Raw genomic sequence first — 17485 nt, 5'->3', positions numbered from 1 at the left:
AAGGAGGTAATACATCATGTATTTAGTAATTGCAGAAAAACCAAGTGTATCAAGAGCAATCGCAGAAGTGATTGGAGCACAGGAACGAGAAGACGGATATTTAAGAGGAACCGACTGTATGGTCAGCTGGTGCTTCGGACATCTGGTCGAGTATGTTTCACCGGATGTCTACGATGAGAAATTTAGCCAGTGGAGATATGAAGATCTCCCGATCATCCCGAAAGACTGGAAAGTTACAGTCTCAGAAGATAAGAAAGATCAGTTCTATATCTTAAAAAGACTGCTCAACAGTCCGGAAATTGAATACGTCGTAAATGCCTGTGATGCCGGACGTGAAGGAGAATTAATCTTCAAACATGTCTATGACTTATCCGGAAGTAAAAAGCCGGTGAAACGATTATGGATCAGTTCTCTGGAAGATTCAGCAATCCTTGATGGAATGCAGCATCTGAGATCCGCAGAGGAATACCGACATCTGGCCGAAGCTGCTGTATGCCGTTCTCAGGCTGACTGGCTGGTAGGAATGAATGCAACCAGAGCTTACACCACAAAGTACTTCAAAAAGCTGACCGTTGGAAGGGTTCAGACACCGACACTTGCCATGTTGGTGGAACGTGCCGGACAGATCAGCAATTTCCAGAAAGAAAAGTATTTCAATGTGGAACTCGATTGTGATGGAATTCCGGCTGTAAAGCCAAAGATCTTTGATCCGGATGAGGCGGAACAGTTAAGAAGCAGATGCCAAGGAAGTGAAGCTATTGTCACAGCAGTAAAAGAAACGGAAAAGAAAGTAAAAGCACCAAAGCTTTATGATCTGACCACACTGCAGAGAGAAGCAAACCGTATCTACGGAATGACAGCCAAACAGACACTGGATACCGCCCAGAGCCTGTATGAAAAGAAACTGATCACTTATCCAAGAACGGACAGCCAGTATCTGACCGAAGATATGGAACAGACCGCAAGAAATGTGGTTCGTCAGATTTATGAGAAATATCAACTGACAGGTCCGTTTGATCAGCCGGAACAGCCGGATGTGAAGAAGGTCATGAATAACAGCAAAGTGACAGATCACCATGCAATCATCCCAACGATGGAGCTTGCATCCTGTCATCTGGATGAACTGAAATCCTGGGAAGAAAAGATACTGTTTCTAATTGCAGTCCATACGGTCATGGCAATGAGTAAGGATCACATTTACCAGGAAACAGAGATTGAAGTGGAATGCCAGGGAGAAATCTTCAAAGCAAAAGGAAAGATTGTTCTGCAGGATGGATGGAAACTCTTTGAAAACTGCTTCAAAAATAAGGATCGCATGGCAATCGTAGATCCGGATCAGGAAATGAAAGAGAGAATGCCGAAAGTAACCCAGGGACAGACTTTCTATGCTGTAGCTGCAGAAAAGACAGAACATTTTACGTCCCCACCAAAACCATATAGCGAAGATACTCTCCTTGCGGCAATGGAAACAGCTGGAAATAAGGAATTCGATGAAGATACGGAAAAGAAAGGATTAGGAACTCCGGCAACAAGAGCCGGTATCATCGAGAAACTGATCTATTCCCAATATGCCACCCGAAAAGGAAAACAGATCCTTCCAACAGATGATGGAAAAGTCCTTGTGGAGATCCTGCCAGACTTCCTGAAATCTGCAAGTATGACTGCAGAATGGGAAAACCAGTTGCTTTTGATGGAGCATGGAGAGATTGCACCGGAACAGTTTATGACTGGGATCAAAAACATGCTGACCATGATGCTGAATGGATGCGATGCGATTTCCGAAGAAGAAACAAGAAGATTTCAGACCAGAGAAAGCATTGGAACCTGTCCGGTATGTGGAAGCCTGGTATATGAAAGTAAAACCAACTTCTATTGCAGCAACCATGATTGTCACTTTGCTCTCTGGAAAGACAACCGCTATCTGCAGAGCATGGAAAAAACCATGGATAAAAAGATGGCTGCAGAACTTCTAAAAAACGGAAGTGTGCATGTGAAAGACCTGTATTCCAGAAAGAAAAATATGTACTTTGAGGCAGATCTCCATATGGATACAGATGAAACCGGAAAGGTGAATTTTTCTTTATCCTTTCCCAAAAAGAAACCAAAAAACAAAAGCAAAAAGAAATAAGAAAACAGATTAGAGGAGGAAACGAAGAATGAATTTTAATGAATTTGTAAATGAAGTAAAGGACAATATCAAACTCTTTTTACCAAGGGATTATGAGAATGCAGAGGTATCAACGATGGAGTGTCAGAAACTGAACCGTGCCTATACGGGACTGATGGTGAGAAAAGAAGGTGAGATGCTTACCCCGACGATCAATCTTAACCGGCTGTATGAAGCATATAAAGCACAGCCTGGCGTAACAATGGAAACTGTATGCAGAAAGATTGCAGATATAGTTATTGAGGCACCGATACAGGTTGATCTGAAAGCTATTTTAAACTATGAAGATGTGAAGGACAAGCTGTTTATCCGTGTGTCATCAGCCGAAGCAAATAAGGAAGTCCTCGAAATTGTGCCACACCAGTTAAAGGAAGATCTTGCAATTACCTATCATGTGGCAGTAGGCAAGAATCAGGATGGATTAAGTTCCATGCTGATTACAAATGAAATGATGAAGGAATATGGAGTGACACAGGAGCAGATTCATGAAGACGCTATGAAAAGTTCACCGCGTGTCATGGTCCCAGAGGTATCAAGTATAGGTGTACTGATAGATGAAATATATCAGAAAAATATTCTCATGCTGACACCAGATGAACGTGAAATGCTGCTAGAAACATTGCAGGAGTCAAGCGAGATGCCGACATTCTTTGTTGTTACGAATACAGAAAGAATTGATGGAGCCGGTGTGATCTTTTATCCGGAATTCATGGATAACATGGGGGAACTTCTGGGAAATGATTTCTTCATTTTGCCATCATCCATCCATCAAATGCTGATCTTGCCGGATGACGGTCAAGTGGATGCGGAAATGTTAAGAGATATGGTAAAAGAAGTTAATGCCACTCAGGTAGCACCAGCAGAACGCCTTACCAATGATGTATATCACTTTGACACAAAGGATCACGTCTTTGAAAAGGCAGACAGGTTCACAGAACGTCAGAAAGAAAAAGAAGCGCAGGTTGCAAAAACAGAGAAAGTTGGAAAAGAACAGCCGGATCAGAAACCGAAAACAAAGAAGCACGATATGGAACTCTAATAAAAAATAATCATCTCATCAACTAATAAAAAGCCCTGCGGCATAAGCACAATGTCGTAGGGCGTTTTTGGAAAGGAGTATTATGACAGAACAAAAAAAAACTACTACTATTCCACTGCCGGTCCAGGGAAAAGATATGGACAGCATTATGCAGTCACTGGAATCCGGTGTGGAAGAACTTTTTACAAGTAACCGCTATCAGGAATTTCTTAAAACCATGGCAAAGTTTCACAATTATTCCTTTAATAATACAATGCTGATCGCCATGCAACGACCGGATGCCACACTTGTTACCAGTTACAAAAACTGGCAGTCCATGGGTAGACAGGTCATGAAAGGGGAAAAAGGAATTACAATCATTGCACCGGCACCATATAAGAAAATGAAGGAAAAAGAGGTTCTGGATGAAAATCAGCGACCAATCATGGGAACTGATGGAAAACCTAAGACTGAAAAAGTGGAAGTTACAGTTCCACATTTTAAAGCAGTTACCGTCTTTGATATTGCTCAGACATCCGGGGAACCAATCCAGACACTAGCACCGGAATTACTGACTGCAGCTGTACAGGATTTTGATTCTTTCATGCAGGCTATTCAGAAAATATCCCCAGTGCCGATTCGATTCGATGAGATCGATGGCAATGCCAATGGATATTATCACAATGCAGACAAGGAAATCGTGATCAAAAAAGGGCTCAGTGAAAGTCAGACCTTAAAGACTACTATTCATGAAACAGCCCATGCTAAACTGCATGACAAGGAAATCATGGAAAGCCTGGGTGTAGAAAAAGACCGTCTGACAAAAGAGGTTGAAGCAGAATCCGTTGCTTACTGTGTGTGTTCTTCCTTTGGTTTGGATACATCGGATTACAGTTTTCCTTATATTGCAGGTTGGAGCAGCAGCCGGGAAATGAAGGAAATGAAAGCATCTATGGATGTGATCCGCAAGACAGCCGGTGAAATGATCGATCAGCTTACAGAAGAACTGGAAATCATTCTTGAAGAAAAACAAAAAACAGAATTACATGAAAAATACGGCATTCTGGTAGATGCACTGGAAGCAGCCGGATACCGCTATGATTATCGGGAAAGCAAACCGGGACATATTGTACTGGCACCGGATGGGACACATGAAATTGCTGGGTATTTGCAGTTTGAATCATGGGAAGATATCAAAGATTGGCTGGAAGATACGATTGCAGAAGGAACGGATATTTCGGAAAGAGTTGATCGGGCTTTGTATCCATTTAAGTTTGATTATACCCTAGAGGAAGAAATGTTCAGAGGTAATGGTGACCGCTATGCGATTTATCATGTGGATGAAGACACACCGGGAAAACAACATTTATTTATGAATATGGCAATGGTCAAAGAAGATGGCATTACAATCGATGCAGCAAATTATAAGTGTGTCTATTCTGGCAGATTACATGAAAATGAAAAGCTGGATGATTTGTATGCCGTATTCAACGATAATCCACCGGCAGATTATAAAGCACATTCTATGTCGGTCAGTGATGTTATCATTACAAACCGTGGTGGGGATATGCAGGCATATTACGTGGATCGATTTGGATTTGCAGAACTTTCAGAGTTTGCAGCACAAAGAGAAAAAATACTCGATATTGTCCCGGAAATAGAAAATGTGGATTATGAAAATGATCTTACATGTATCAGCTTTTATGCGGCTGAATGTGCTGAATTTCCTGTAATGGGTGAAGTACATTATGACCTGACATTACCGGAAGCCTTGGAAGCTTATGAGAAAATCCCATCAGAACGTATGCATGGACTGAAATGTGTTGGCTTTGATTTGAAAGACGGAAGTGATTATGAAGGGATGCAGAGCCTGATGATTGAAGGAAAAATACAGAAAGAATTTTTGAATTCGATTCCTGGATTTAGAGAAAACTCTTATGTGCAAAATGCAATCAGTCGTGTGGAAAAGTACTTGGAAGAAAGACATCCAAATGTGGAAAATCCTCCGAAATCCAATAAGAAAGTGGATAACGAAAAAAATATAAGCGAAGAAAAAAACGAGAAGGAGCTGAATATACAGATGAAACCAATAGCGAAAAAGAAAAGGGGGGAAATGAGCCTATGAGAAATGTAAACCTGGAAGAAAACGAACTGACTATTACTGCTATCTTCCAGCAGCACACAAAGGAAGAAACAATCCAAACACTGAAAGAAGCTTTGGAAGTTTTGGAACAGGAAGAAAGTGATCCTGAGAATGATGAAATGATTGAGATCATCAATTCTACAGTTGGAAAATTACAGCAGATCGAAGACAAATACTACTATTCTCTGGATCTGAATTATTATCTGAATAACTTGGAGGACGATGCCTATGAAGCTTAATCAATTTGCAGTCTACCGAGTAGATCAGCAGACAGCAGGAAAAGCACTGTGGCATCTGCCATATCAAGAGGCAAGACAGCAGAATGTGTCGATTACTGTCGAAAATTACCGAGTAATCTCGATTCATGAAATGCAGGAAGAAGAAAAAGTCGCTGACATCTGGAAACGAATGAAAAAGCAATGCGAAGTCAGTGACGTACTTGTACTGAACAGGGATGGAGAAATCAACTGCTACTATGTAGATGAGAACTATCCACAGTATCTGGCCGGATTCATTCGTATCAATACATCGGGCGCACTGATCACTATGGAGACTGAGAATTATCAAATTGACGGAAAAAAAGGGAACTGGATTGCAACAGACACCATCATCATCAACGGGAAACAGTTTTATCTGATGGAGCATCAAGTATACCGGGATCAGGCTCAAGGTGTTATCCTGGATGCCTATGGAAAAATGGTTGTCGAAGAATGTAAGAAATTCGACGAAAAAACAAAACAAAAGATCCATAATTACATTCAACAGCAGGCACCGCTAAATTCAGTCGAACAGTTAAAACAAGATGGTAAAATCCGTCTGGAACATTACCAGAAGTTCTACCAGAACGGCACTTATGAACGAAGCAGAGAATCCGGTACCGAAGCCAATTATGATATGGTGGACGGTCTGGTAAATAATCAGAAGAAGAATCCAGAAAAGATCTCTAATGCCCGCAGCAACAAACAGACTCCCAGAAATCAACAGGATGGCAAACCTAAGAAACGAAGATCCGTGATTAAACGACTGCATCAGAAACAGATTGCTATTGCTCGTCGGTCCGGAAAGCCGATACCAAAGTACCTGGATCAGGAAATGGAAAGAAAGCGGGGGTAGAATATGCGAAGGTTAAAGTGTGAAAAAGAAACGATTATTCTGACCAATGAAGATGACGGATTCTATGATGTGTATACCTTCAATCAGAGCTTGCAGAAACGGTTGAGATCCTTTGCTGAGAAGTGTCCGGATGATTGCTGGTTGAAAGGAGCTTCGGAAGATGGCAGTGAAACGTATATGATCAGAAAGGGACGGTTATCATTGAATTTAAGACCACCCTATTCCAAGGATAGGATTCATAAAGCAACCGAACGAATTATTGAAGAACAGAAAGAACAATCAAAGGATTCATAGAATGCGATTTAAGAGAAAAAAGCCTCATGACCATGAGGAAAAATGAAAGCAAAATACGTTAGTTGATAAAGTGTATAGGCTCAAAAGGGAAAGTGCCCTTTTGGGCCTTTTTAATTTAAAATAGTTCTAAAGAACAAGTTAACAATCTGTAGATTCTGTATGTTTTAAAGATCAATCGTTATACTAGTTTTAGACCGAATTATCGTTCTAAAGGAGGTGTCACAATGGATTTAAAGGCGGTTGGTCAGAGAATAAAAGCTGCAAGGGAAGCTAAGAATCTTACACAAGAAGAATTGGCAGCACTGGTAAGCTTAAGTCCAACTCATGTAAGTGTTATAGAGAGAGGACTGAAAGTAACAAAACTTGATACCTTTATTGCGATTGCAAATGCATTAGATGTTTCAGCAGATACACTATTGATTGATGTTGTGACACATTCGGTTACTGGCGTTACGAATGAATTATCTGAAATGATAGAGAAACTACCTAAAGAAAAGCAACAGAGAATTATCAATGCGGTGAGGGCATTGGTGGAATAAATACATGAATAAGAAGATGGAAGGGCTTATTGCTCTTCTTTTTTATTTGGTTTAACGTGAAAATATGATATAGTAGTTCTAAAGACTTATATATAATTCTGAGGAACTTAATAAAATGAAGAAAAATAATATAACACTTGTATTTGTTGCTATCGTTTTTTCGATTATTGTTGGAATGATAATTGGAAAAAGCTTATTAAAGTATAAAGAAGGTGAGCCAGATGTAGTTGGCAGTTTTTCTATGAATAGAGATGAAAATCTTACAGTAGTTGCTAACAGAAAAAATATTTCTGATAAAGAAGCATTTGCAAGACTGCTTTTAAAAATGTACAAAGAGAATTCATTTCATTCAATAAAATTTTCTACAGATCATGGATATGCAACCAGCCTTGATATGACCGTATATTCTTGGAAAGAAGATATCGAAAATGGAAAATCCATTATGCAGATAGAATTTAGACCGATTGAATATGGAAAAGATTATGATATTGTTCATAATCTAGATAAATATGTTCTTTTTATCGATGGAACAGAAATAAAATGAAATATATAGATATGCAGATAAAGCGCAGAAAAAGAGGATTGCTCAACGCAGGATATTTTCAATTATTACCCCAAAAAATGATAAGAGAGAGGCAGCGGAAAAGCCGTTGCCTCATTTCAGTATTATGACACTTAATCTAGTTCTGCCCCTAACTCATACCTCCAATACTCCGCTGCCTCATACTCCCTGGGTTCTGAGAGTACCGGTACGGTAAAGAGTTCAACCGGAACACCGAGTTTTGATGCGAAGAGTTTCATAAGATCCTCTTTCGGTGTTCGGACATCGCTTTCATAGTGAGAAATCCGGACATCAGCACAGCTTTCTGGAAATCCAACAGCCATGCCGAGTTCTTTCTGGGTGAGATGATTTTTCTGTCTTAAGTGTTTTAATTTTCTTCCAAATGTAATCATAGTATTATTCTCCTGTACTTCCAAAAGCCCCGGTTCCTCGTTCATTACCAAGGTCCAGGACAAAATCTGCGATCACGACTGGTGTAATCACCAGCTGACCGACGCGTGTGTCTTTATGAATGGTCTGAGAAGATGTGCTTACGTTGCTGATAATGGCATGGATCTCACCACGGTAACCGGAGTCGATCGGTGGAAGTTCGCATACCAGTCCTTTTGCTGCCATGCTGCTTCGTGGAAAGACATATCCGGCAAATCCATCGGGGATGATGAGACCAAATCCAAGTGGAATTCTTGCAACCTCACCTGGTTTTAATACGCAATCATAAGGCATGAATACATCAGCACCGGCATCATTTTCATGTGGCCGGAAGGGATAATGATCTGCTTTCAGACCAAAGTCAATCAGTTTAATCTTTATGGCTGCTCACCTCCCTTCTGATGAGCAATGGATAATCTGCTTTTAAGATATCTGACGGTATCCAAAGTTTTGAAATAGGATTCTGGCAGGACATCTGTTTTTCCATACAGCTTCCTCTCTGACAGAATGGACCGGTCAGATCCGGTGCAAAAAGAATCGGGCTTAATTTGTACAATCTCTGCCAGATCTGTAGCATCACAATCCTTGTTTCATCCGTATTTCTTCTGCAGGTTCTCTGACCGATCATATGCTTCCACTGGTAAGGCGTTGCACTGATGATCAGTACGTTTCGAAGTCCCTGAGGTGTGGCATATCCGGCTGAATCATGATCAATGCCTAAGGCACAGAGTTCTGTATAGTGGTCCAGATCTGACTGACAGCTTTTTTTGTAAATATCCTGGATTTCTTTATCTGCTTTCATGATCCCATATGGAATAGCAAATGCAGCATGACCGGAATAATTGCTGTACTGCAGAGATGCACTCATGTACTTTACTTCGTTCTGATGCCTTGTGATCTGTGCCAGGAAGCGTCTGCTTGCACCAACAACAGCCACGGTAATGACCATGAATTTCTGTACGGTTGGATGTGGAAGCCCCGCAATGTTTTCTACGGTCTTCTGACTGTAGGATTGATGGTAAAGGTCCATCAGATCTGCCATGCTCTGAATCGTATGACCGTGTTGTGTGAGCCTGGCAGCAAAGACCATATTTTGTTCTGCTTCCCGGATTCCATAGCAGTTTAAGATAGCTGTTTCAATGTGATCCATAGGCCTGTTCCTCCTTTACCAGAGCTTTTAAAAGGATCAGATAATTGATGCAGTCTGTGATTTTTTCATCCCACTGTTCCATGTCAAAATGTAACAGAGTGGAATAACACATATCGTAAAGGGATACGACATGTTTCGACATCATGCCGGCCAGTGCTGCTTTTGGATCACAGTTCTGTAAAGCGGCAGCAATCTTGAATGCACTGAGGCGGTCAATATTATCACCGGTATATTCTTTCTTTTTATGTGCCAGAATATCGGCACACTTTCTCATCTGAAGTTCAAATACAACATTAAATTCTTCTTGTGTCATGTGATAGTTCCTCCTTTGTTTTGTAATAGTTATCGTTCGAGATCTTTGGTTTTTGATTTCACTGGTTCTGGAATCTGCATCTGAAGAATGGCATCAACATTCTGATCGGCAGTGTCCAGATCTTTTAATTTTTCTTTCAAGCTGCTTATTGCTTCTTCTTCGGAAGCTATCTGCTGTTGCAGTTTTTCTTTTTGTAAAGTCAGGGTTTTTAGGCTTGTCATCTTTCCATCCTGATAAAAGGATCTCAGCCAATCTCTGGCTTCTTCATATTTCTGAATTTCTTTCGCATGTTCTTTCCGGTACTTTCCTTTGTACTTTGCATTTGAAAATTGGGAATAAACTTCCTTGTTTGCATAGTACTGTCCGGTGTAGCGGATCTGATCATTGAGAGTCCTTAGATTGGACCGATGCTGAGCAAACTGTGTCTGCATTTCTTTCAATTCCTGCTTTGATGCAAGCAGTGTGTTTTTCAAATCTGACTGCGTATCAAATCCATGTTCCTGCACATAGATAATGGTATTTGCCATTTGCTGCAGATTAGAAAGTTTTACCCGATGAGCATAAGCCGGGCTCTGCATTGCTTTCACATTTGTCTGGAGATTTACAACCAGGCACAGGTGAGATCTGACGTAGAGAATGGCCAATGGATCCTTGCGTAAGAAGGTCTGTTCCAGGTGTTCTTTTCCATATCGTGTTCCAAGTGCACGTTCAGAAATCCGCTTCTGTCGATCAGGATGAAGATAGCTGTATCTGCCACGATGCTCAATCACAGAGATCTGAAATAGTTCCAGAAGTTTAGATTGGAATTCATCAAAATTACTGGAAGTGACAGCACATTCATCAATCGCTTGTCGCAAATATTCTTTCTGCGTAAGGAATACGGTGGATGTTGGTTTGAGACCATCTTCGATAATTTTCCGATTGATCTCATCTATTGTTTGCTGGCCGTGTTTCTGTGCCATATACTCTTTCTGAGTGATTTTTCTTTCAGCCGGAGCAAGAAGATCTATCTGGTGAAGTCCTTCCTGTAGGCAACGATCCATGACAGTTTTCTTAAAAGTGTTCATGAATTTATCCGTGGAACGATGCTTGTATCCGGCAACTTCTTCATGTGGTTTATCCATATAAGGCTGCCTTTCCACTGCAGTCTTCCTCACACTGTTGATGACGATGTGAGTATGGATATTTCCGGATTCATTGTGGCCATCGGTGTGAGTAACTACCAGTGCCTGATATCCAAGAAACATCTGCTTTGCAAGTTCCAAACTGATTGCTTGTGCTCTCTCGCCGGTAAGTCCATTTTCTGTAACATCGGCTGGATCGTAGCTGATAATGTAGTGGTGACTTTTGATATCTTCACGTTTCTTATTTTTGTGAAAATGAGCATTTGTCAGTTCGCATTCCTTGTCAAAAGACATCGGATCACAGTTCAGTCCATCCATATAAAACTCTTTTCGCAGGATGCTTCGTCCGGATTCATCTACAATCTTTTTCCCGGTTTTTTCATCATGTTCAAACAGAAGATAATTGATAGCAGCCGAGTAATTTGCATTTCTGCTTTTAATGTGTTTTACGATTGCCATTCATACCACCTGCCAGTTTCAGTACCTCTTTTCTTAATAGGAATAAGTCCGTGATGCACTGATGAATCTCATTTTCTATAGCACGTGACTGACTGCCACCACTGTTAAAATGCTTGGCAATCTGATTGAGATTCGATCCAATCTTTCCATATTCACTGACCAGTTTTCTGAGATCGTTCATGTCTGCAACAACTTTAATCTGATGATTGATTTGCTTCTCAAGCAGAAGTTTTCTCAGATATTCAGATCGTGAGATTGAAAAACAAGTAGCTCCTTGATCCAGCAAATTGAGTTCGACATCTGTCAGTCGTACTGCAACAAAATGTCTGTGATTTAGTTCTTTATCTTTGTTTTTTGTTCTCATACTCCTCCTTCCGTTGCTACTATTCCGCCCACTGGGAGTCCACGTATTTCAATATCGGCTGTCCCTTCCGATATTAGAAATAGTGCTGTGAACACCTTTAGGTGAAACCAACAGACAAGTGAAACGTCTGTTATGAAGAGGGTATGGGGAGATCCCCATCAAGATAAAACCCATAGGAGAACAGGATGCCAAGTGGCAATACTGTTAAACACGGGTGGATCTTGCTCTTATTTTTATCCCTCTATATAACGAAACGCTCAGAGACTGTTTTACAGTGGGGGAAAAGAAAAAATATCAAAAAATTAATGATTAATGGTGAGCTTGTGATAGAATGAAAAAAAGAGAAAAGCATAAAGTATGTAGTTGTGGAGAATATTTGTTATGATTAGAAAATTACTGAACGGAGATATCGATAGAGTTGCTGACATATGGTTAAAGACAAATCTGAAAACACATTATTTTATTTCCAATCAATACTGGAAAAGTAATTATGAATTAGTGAAAGAAATGATGTTACAATCCGAAGTCTATGTGTATGAAGATGATAAAATGATTCAAGGATTTGTAGGATTAAATGATGAATATATCGAAGGTATTTTTGTCTCTGATGAAATGCAGTCGTGCGGCATCGGTAAGCTTTTATTGGATTATATTAAGGATAAAAAAGTTAGATTACAATTAAATGTATATCAGAAGAATGCCAGAGCAATTTCTTTTTACCAAAGAGAAGGGTTCATTATTCAATGTGAAGGTTTGGATGAAGCTACTGGTGAAAAAGAATACACCATGCTATGGAAACAAAAATAGAAATCGAAATTTGTAGGAATAGGTATTCCGGAAAATATACAGAAAATCACGCATTTGTGGGGATGATACGAATCGTGTCATACATGTGAAAGAGCGATTCTTACGTCATTTTACGCTTTTTGATAAGGTGAAATCGTCGAAAAGACAAACCAATATAGAAAGGACGTATAATGATGAAAAAGAATGGAAAACAAGTTTTATTTTTAGGAGGTATATTTATTATAGCGTTTGCAATATGGACAGCTTTGATCCAGATGGTAGACGTGCAGCCACTGGGGCAGAATGCAACGAATATTGGATTTGCAACATTCAATTGCTGGTTTCATCGTTTAACAAATGTTAATATGACAATTTATACGATTACCGATTGGATGGGTCTGATTCCTTTAGTTGTATTCATCATAAAGTGAACGCAAACAGCACTTTGATATGTAAGGGTCATAAAATGCCAGTAATTTTTCAATCGCTTTTTCGTTTCCGTCCATAGCTGATGAAATCAAGTAATAAGACGGTTTCTTAAATAACTGTTTCATTTTCTAATGTTCCTCCTTGAGTATTTTTTTCATAGTTTCCAAAGCGTGATGTCGGTTTCTAAATACACCGCTTTGCGTGATTTTCTGCAAGTTGGCAATTTCACTTTCTGTCATTTCCAAGAAGTAATACATCAACAGAGTATTGCGTTTTCTTTCTGGAAGTTTCTTCAAGGCTTCTGCCAATTCATCATCAAGGACACGAATATCAATGCCACATACTGAAAAGATTGTATAATCTGTTTCGTAGTCGTCCCAAACAGCCATTTTATCAACAAGGACATCTGGCAATTCGCTGAAAGATATTTCTTTATTCTTACGACGGTTTAATTCCTTGTAATAATCTTTCACGACACTACGGACAACTTTCTTTAAACAACTTTCAAAACGACATTGAACTGTTTTCTGGAAGTCAGACGGTTTCATCAATCTCACCTCCTTTCCTTTATGATTTGAAAAGTGTTTATCCCTCTTTCCGCACCATATAAGGACAGCTAGGTGTGATTTAATGACCTCTTTTGAAAAATTTTTTAAATTTTTTCGGGTATGAAAAAAGCCCGCACAAAACATATAGTCTGTACGAGCCTTTAAAGCTAAAACATAGTAATATTGTATCATTAAGAATCACAAATCACAAGTGATTTGTGATTAATCACTTGTGATTTGTGATAAGTGATTTGTGATTAATATATAAAAGCCCTCTTTAAAGGGCTTTTCAGACTGTAGACAAACTTGGTGTTGGGTCTTATGCCCAGCACCATTTTTCGCTAATAATCAATTCCTTTTTTATTTTTCTTAAAAAAGCCAAAAATCCGGCTGTATTCCAGCCTCGTTTTTCCAGTATTTTTGCCAGCTTCTTCAAATTCATGCACGCGAAGGTAAGCCCGGCTTTCATTTCCATCCGTGCTTTACCTGTATATTGTGTATAACGAAATCCATGCTGTTCTTTGGCTGTGCCAAAAATCCGCTCTATGGTTTCTTTCCTTAATTGATAGATCTGTCTGTTCCCGATCGTATGCCGGATGTCCTCCGCTGCCTCCATATATTCTTCCCACACATGACGTGTAACCAGCTTTACATGATCTTTGCTTTCAGTACATTGTGAAAGATATTGACATCCGGCACACTTTTCGCCACAACTTTTATACTCTTTATATCCGTTTCTGTTTGTCGTGCTATAAGTTAATATTTGTGATGCTGGACATATGTAACAATCATAGTACTCATCATACGCGAATTCGTGTTTCTTCAAAAATCCATCTTTTGTTTTGGGACAGCTATACGGGAACAGCGGCTTAATCCCATCTTCCAGCAATCGATGAGCGATTGCCGGTGTTTTATACCCTGCATCTGCAACTATCATTTGCGGGTTTAATTTATTCAACTTATCGTATAAAGTTTTAAAAGTGCGGCTGTCATGTTCATTTCCAGGATGTACTGTGTAACCAAGAATCCAGCCATGCTTATCACAGGCAGTTTCTACCGCATACGCAAAAACATGTTTATGCTCACCTTTTCGAAACCACCCGCTTTCCGGATCACTGGTACTGCATTTTTGTGTTTTCACACCTTCTGGGATTTCTTCTGGTTCCGAAAGTGGGGCAGTTCCAGCACCTCCAGCACCTCCTGATGTTGGCGGCTGATTATCATCTTTTTTCTTTAGTGGCCTTTTTCCATGCGCCAGACGATCTTTTTCGATTTCTTTATTTAGCTCTTCCTCATACCAGAGAGCCTGTTCACGTGCAATTCTTTTGCGCATTTTTTTGCTGTTTGCACAGGCTTTTATATGTGTTGCATCAACAAAAATCTGATCTGTATTTACAAGTTTGTATTTCATGCAGTCTTCCAGAATCTTTGAAAAGATCTGCTCAAAAAGATCTGTATCTTTGAAACGGCGGGTGTAATTTTTTCCAAATGTAGAAAAATGAGGAACAGGATCCAGCATATCCAGTCCAAGAAACCAGCGGTAAGCAACGTTTACTTCAATCTCTTTTATGGTCTGACGCATACTTTTTATTCCATAAAGATACTGAATAAAAGGTATCTTTATCAGCATGACCGGATCCATACTGGGACGACCATTATCCAGACAGTATTTTTCTTCTACCAGATCATAAATAAAGTTCCAGTTGATTGCTTTATCTATCAAACGAAGCATATGATTTTGTGGCACCATGTCATCCATGCTAAACATCATCATCTGTTCACGTTTTTTATCTGCATTTTTTGTCATCATAAAAAACACCGCCTTTCTGATAAGATCATTATACCAGAAAAACGGTGTATACAATAGAAAATCCCGGCAATGCCGGGACTTTGTCTACAGTCTGAAAAGCCCTCTTTAAAGGGCTTTTATGTTTATTTTGAAAAAGAGATAAAATCAATATATCCCTTTTCCCCAATTTTTACAACGGCATTGTAGGGCTTTTTCTCTTTGTTTTTGATTCCTTTTACCAGGGTTTCTTTTCCCTCCAGTAATTCTTTTACATTCGTTTTGGTTAGTTTTTTCTTTCTAAAATGTTCAGCTAAAGTAAACTTACATTCAGGATAATTTGAACAACCATAAAACGATTTTTTTAATACAATATTGTTGCCACACTTAGGACATTTTCCTACAAGGGGTCCCGAGCGCTTAGTGGGAATTTGTACCCCTTATCGATACAAATTCCCCGTAGGCGCTAGGGACCTCTTTAGCTTCTTGGAAGCTGTCAGTAGTATATCTAATAATTTATCTCCATTCCCTTTAGTAACGTGTAACTTTCCAAATTTAAAAAAGCGACTCATAGAATTATTTCCTCCCGTTAACTAATAGATAACTATTAAAAATAGACAATACTTGCTCATAAGTAATGGTACTTAAATTGTTTACTTTGGCGTGTTTCATTGCTTGATGAAACTGATTTTTAGTAAACAGTTGACGATATTCTCGATTGACCCATTTTGAAACAAAGTACGTATATAGCTTCCAATATTTATCTGGAACATCTGTGGTATGGCGGGTAAGTTTTATTAAGACACTGTTTACTTTTGGTTTAGGATGAAAGCATTCCGCTGGCAGCTTAAGCAATTGCTGAATCGAGACTTGAGTGTGCAAGAGCAACCCTAGTGTTCGGTGAATATCCAAGGTACGCTTGTAGAATCCTTCTTCAACAATCAGATAGATGTCAGACGCACGGCTTTCAAAAACCACTTTTTTAATAATTTGTGTGCTTAAATGGTAAGGAATATTCCCAACAATTTTATACCTCTGTTTGTTAGGGAATTGAAACTGTAGAATATCTTGGTGAATTAAAGTGACACGAGTATTCAGTTTTAATTTTTCTGACGATAAGTTGAATAGATGACTGTCTAATTCAATAGACGTTACCTGTTTACTTATTTTAGCCAGTTTCGTCGTTAAATGCCCTTTACCTGTTCCAATTTCGTAAACGGTATCGGTTTCTTTTAAATTCAATTGTTTTATTATTTGGTTGAGTACTTTTTCACTCGTTAAAAAGTTTTGAGAATATTTTATATTTTTGTTCATGTAATCACTCCTGAAGTGATTACATCTGTAAATAAATACAGAAGTTAAACGATTTGTTTGTAATTTTAGTTATCTGTTTAAAAAGTCATAAGATTAGTCACTGGTAGGAATTAATCTAACGTATTTATTTATCTGCGTAATCACTGTTTTTAGTCTGTTTCAAAACAGTAGATGTTTTATCTACATTACGCATTTGGAATACCAACATGACGAATCCCTCCTTCTTAATTACAAATTTTTAGCATCTAATTTAACTTCAATTCCTATTATACAAAATTTTAAGATAACAGTCAAGAACATATCTGCACAAGTTGTAGATATACCATAAATGCTGATAATCAACATGATTACGCTTACCATCAAATAAGTAAGTGTTTCTTGCTTATTAAAATTATCCATAGTACAACGTGAATTCCAGAGAAAAAGAGAAATCGCACCAAGAATAATACTTAAAACAAAAATGACATTTCTTTTTTTACTGTCACGGAACATTTTCTTTTCATTTTGTTTGTCAAAATAAAGAAAATCACGTATCGTCATTTTACTTATTCTTCTTAATAGATTAAGCAAAACCAAAACATAAATAGTTAAAAAATAAATTATCAATAGTCCAATAGAAACGAAATTCAAAGAAATAAAGAGAGTTTTTGGAATACCCAGTAAGTTTACAATTACTAACGACACAAACTGGCTGAATAAAAAGCCAATAGGAATAGCTAATACAAATGCTAAAATTCCCAACAGTATATTTTCAATTACAACTAAGTGGGCAATTTCTTTTTTCTTAATGCCAAGAAGCATATATGTTCCTAATTCTTTACTTCTTTTTTCAAACATAAATTTCGTTGTATAGTTGATCAAAAGGGATGTGGTGTCTGTCAATGCTCTAAGGGATGCGTCGATAAGGATGATACAAATTCTACAATTGATAAAATTGCTGCCGCAGA

General features: G+C 38.8%; 21 protein-coding genes and 2 pseudogenes. 10 read left to right on the top strand and 13 right to left on the bottom strand.

What is annotated here, in order from left to right:
* Positions 1 to 16 precede the first annotated feature (16 nt).
* From DWZ93_RS11345 to DWZ93_RS11310, 8 genes are all read left to right on the top strand, one after another.
* Entirely contained in the window at positions 17 to 2128 is a 2112-nt protein-coding gene (locus DWZ93_RS11345) for a DNA topoisomerase 3 (RefSeq protein WP_118358493.1), read from the top strand.
* 28 nt (positions 2129 to 2156) lie between these two features.
* Positions 2157 to 3206, top strand: coding sequence for a DUF5688 family protein (locus DWZ93_RS11340; protein WP_118453014.1), 1050 nt, complete (start codon positions 2157 to 2159; stop codon positions 3204 to 3206).
* A gap of 82 nt (positions 3207 to 3288) precedes the next feature.
* Positions 3289 to 5310, top strand: coding sequence for a YodL domain-containing protein (locus DWZ93_RS11335; RefSeq protein WP_118453013.1), 2022 nt, complete (start codon positions 3289 to 3291; stop codon positions 5308 to 5310).
* Complete coding sequence (locus DWZ93_RS11330) at positions 5307 to 5567, top strand: transposon-transfer assisting family protein (RefSeq protein ID WP_005423594.1); 261 nt, start codon at positions 5307 to 5309, stop codon at positions 5565 to 5567. Before DWZ93_RS11335 ends, DWZ93_RS11330 begins: the two co-directional genes overlap by 4 nt.
* The gene (locus DWZ93_RS11325) at positions 5557 to 6441 is read left to right on the top strand and encodes a DUF4316 domain-containing protein (protein ID WP_117788201.1); all 885 of its coding nucleotides are present in this window, start codon (positions 5557 to 5559) and stop codon (positions 6439 to 6441) included. Before DWZ93_RS11330 ends, DWZ93_RS11325 begins: the two co-directional genes overlap by 11 nt.
* Before the next feature lie 3 nt (positions 6442 to 6444).
* Positions 6445 to 6735: a hypothetical protein gene (locus DWZ93_RS11320; protein WP_029471613.1), complete on the top strand. Its 291-nt coding sequence runs from the start codon at positions 6445 to 6447 to the stop codon at positions 6733 to 6735.
* Between the two features lie 224 nt (positions 6736 to 6959).
* Positions 6960 to 7274 (top strand): helix-turn-helix domain-containing protein, encoded by a 315-nt coding sequence (locus DWZ93_RS11315; protein ID WP_029471614.1) that lies wholly within the window; start codon positions 6960 to 6962, stop codon positions 7272 to 7274.
* Between the two features lie 115 nt (positions 7275 to 7389).
* Complete coding sequence (locus DWZ93_RS11310) at positions 7390 to 7818, top strand: hypothetical protein (protein WP_029471615.1); 429 nt, start codon at positions 7390 to 7392, stop codon at positions 7816 to 7818.
* Positions 7819 to 7949: 131 nt separating this feature from the next.
* On the opposite strand, the gene DWZ93_RS11305 is transcribed toward DWZ93_RS11310, so the two are convergent.
* From DWZ93_RS11305 to DWZ93_RS11280, 6 genes are read right to left on the bottom strand one after another with little or no spacing between them, the layout of a single operon-like run.
* Positions 7950 to 8228, bottom strand: a complete 279-nt coding sequence (locus DWZ93_RS11305; RefSeq protein ID WP_118453012.1) for a helix-turn-helix domain-containing protein — start codon at positions 8226 to 8228, stop codon at positions 7950 to 7952.
* Positions 8229 to 8232: 4 nt separating this feature from the next.
* Positions 8233 to 8619, bottom strand: coding sequence for a dUTP diphosphatase (locus tag DWZ93_RS11300; protein WP_255494011.1), 387 nt, complete (start codon positions 8617 to 8619; stop codon positions 8233 to 8235).
* 16 nt (positions 8620 to 8635) lie between these two features.
* Positions 8636 to 9415 carry an FAD-dependent thymidylate synthase gene (locus DWZ93_RS11295; RefSeq protein ID WP_029471618.1) on the bottom strand — a complete coding sequence of 260 codons (780 nt, stop codon included), beginning with the start codon at positions 9413 to 9415 and terminating at the stop codon, positions 8636 to 8638.
* Positions 9402 to 9728: a hypothetical protein gene (locus DWZ93_RS11290; protein WP_029471619.1), complete on the bottom strand. Its 327-nt coding sequence runs from the start codon at positions 9726 to 9728 to the stop codon at positions 9402 to 9404. Before DWZ93_RS11290 ends, DWZ93_RS11295 begins: the two co-directional genes overlap by 14 nt.
* 29 nt (positions 9729 to 9757) lie before the next feature.
* Positions 9758 to 11311: a relaxase/mobilization nuclease domain-containing protein gene (locus DWZ93_RS11285; protein ID WP_118453011.1), complete on the bottom strand. Its 1554-nt coding sequence runs from the start codon at positions 11309 to 11311 to the stop codon at positions 9758 to 9760.
* Positions 11289 to 11675 (bottom strand): plasmid mobilization protein, encoded by a 387-nt coding sequence (locus tag DWZ93_RS11280; RefSeq protein WP_029471621.1) that lies wholly within the window; start codon positions 11673 to 11675, stop codon positions 11289 to 11291. Before DWZ93_RS11280 ends, DWZ93_RS11285 begins: the two co-directional genes overlap by 23 nt.
* Before the next feature lie 381 nt (positions 11676 to 12056).
* Here DWZ93_RS11280 and DWZ93_RS11275 point away from each other — a divergent pair, with 381 nt between their 5' ends.
* Positions 12057 to 12482: a GNAT family N-acetyltransferase gene (locus DWZ93_RS11275; RefSeq protein ID WP_005423693.1), complete on the top strand. Its 426-nt coding sequence runs from the start codon at positions 12057 to 12059 to the stop codon at positions 12480 to 12482.
* 386 nt (positions 12483 to 12868) lie between these two features.
* On the opposite strand, the gene DWZ93_RS11265 is transcribed toward DWZ93_RS11275, so the two are convergent.
* The 7 genes and pseudogenes from DWZ93_RS11265 to DWZ93_RS11230 all read right to left on the bottom strand — a co-directional run bounded on the left by DWZ93_RS11265 (position 12869) and on the right by DWZ93_RS11230 (position 17375).
* Positions 12869 to 13015, bottom strand: coding sequence for a helix-turn-helix domain-containing protein (locus DWZ93_RS11265; protein ID WP_442873182.1), 147 nt, complete (start codon positions 13013 to 13015; stop codon positions 12869 to 12871).
* Positions 13016 to 13018: 3 nt separating this feature from the next.
* The gene (locus tag DWZ93_RS11260) at positions 13019 to 13438 is read right to left on the bottom strand and encodes an RNA polymerase sigma factor (RefSeq protein WP_003061815.1); all 420 of its coding nucleotides are present in this window, start codon (positions 13436 to 13438) and stop codon (positions 13019 to 13021) included.
* Between the two features lie 222 nt (positions 13439 to 13660).
* Positions 13661 to 15248: pseudogene (locus tag DWZ93_RS11255) on the bottom strand (IS1182 family transposase).
* Between the two features lie 122 nt (positions 15249 to 15370).
* The gene (locus DWZ93_RS11250) at positions 15371 to 15655 is read right to left on the bottom strand and encodes a topoisomerase C-terminal repeat-containing protein (protein WP_002326770.1); all 285 of its coding nucleotides are present in this window, start codon (positions 15653 to 15655) and stop codon (positions 15371 to 15373) included.
* A 145-nt stretch (positions 15656 to 15800) separates the two neighbouring features.
* Positions 15801 to 16538 (bottom strand): 23S rRNA (adenine(2058)-N(6))-methyltransferase Erm(B), encoded by a 738-nt coding sequence (erm(B), locus tag DWZ93_RS11240; RefSeq protein WP_118453010.1) that lies wholly within the window; start codon positions 16536 to 16538, stop codon positions 15801 to 15803.
* 124 nt (positions 16539 to 16662) lie between these two features.
* A complete protein-coding gene (locus tag DWZ93_RS11235) occupies positions 16663 to 16746 on the bottom strand; it encodes a 23S rRNA methyltransferase attenuation leader peptide (RefSeq protein WP_001814874.1) in 84 nt (27 codons plus the stop codon).
* A 20-nt stretch (positions 16747 to 16766) separates the two neighbouring features.
* Positions 16767 to 17375, bottom strand: a complete 609-nt coding sequence (locus DWZ93_RS11230; protein ID WP_242998790.1) for an FtsX-like permease family protein — start codon at positions 17373 to 17375, stop codon at positions 16767 to 16769.
* A 24-nt stretch (positions 17376 to 17399) separates the two neighbouring features.
* Here DWZ93_RS11230 and DWZ93_RS15290 point away from each other — a divergent pair.
* A pseudogene (locus DWZ93_RS15290) lies at positions 17400 to 17485 on the top strand (flavodoxin family protein); the annotation flags it as partial.

The sequence above is a fragment of the Dorea sp. AF36-15AT genome (assembly GCF_003477705.1).
GTDB lineage: Bacteria > Bacillota > Clostridia > Lachnospirales > Lachnospiraceae > Claveliimonas > Claveliimonas ammoniilytica.
The sequence above is the reverse complement of the archived record's forward strand: the minus strand, read 5'-3'. Positions and strand labels throughout refer to the sequence as shown.